Consider the following 258-nt stretch of genomic DNA (forward strand, 5'->3'; position numbering starts at 1 on the left):
GGCGGCCAGACGCGGGCGGCGCGGCGCACGGCGAGCAGCGCCTGGGCCTGGGCGCGCGGCCCGAAGTGCTCGGCGCCCGCCCAGAGTTGGGCGGCGTCGACGACGAGGGTGGGGTCGGCGAGGCTGTGCACCTGGAGCACGGCGGCGGCAGCGCCGGGCGCTCCGGCGCCAACGGCATCGCGAGCCGCACTGGCACTCACGGCGCCCCCAGCAGCACCGGCGCCCACCACTCCCCCGGCCGCACCGGCGCCCGCACCC

At 81.4% G+C, this 258-nt stretch carries 1 protein-coding gene; it reads right to left on the minus strand.

Going from position 1 to position 258, the window contains the following annotated elements; genetic code table 11:
• Positions 1–258 (minus strand): hypothetical protein (locus STRAU_RS44355; RefSeq protein ID WP_259300123.1); only part of this gene is annotated, 258 nt, incomplete at both ends.

It is taken from the genome of Streptomyces aurantiacus JA 4570, from assembly GCF_000414115.1.
Lineage (GTDB): Bacteria > Actinomycetota > Actinomycetes > Streptomycetales > Streptomycetaceae > Streptomyces > Streptomyces aurantiacus_A.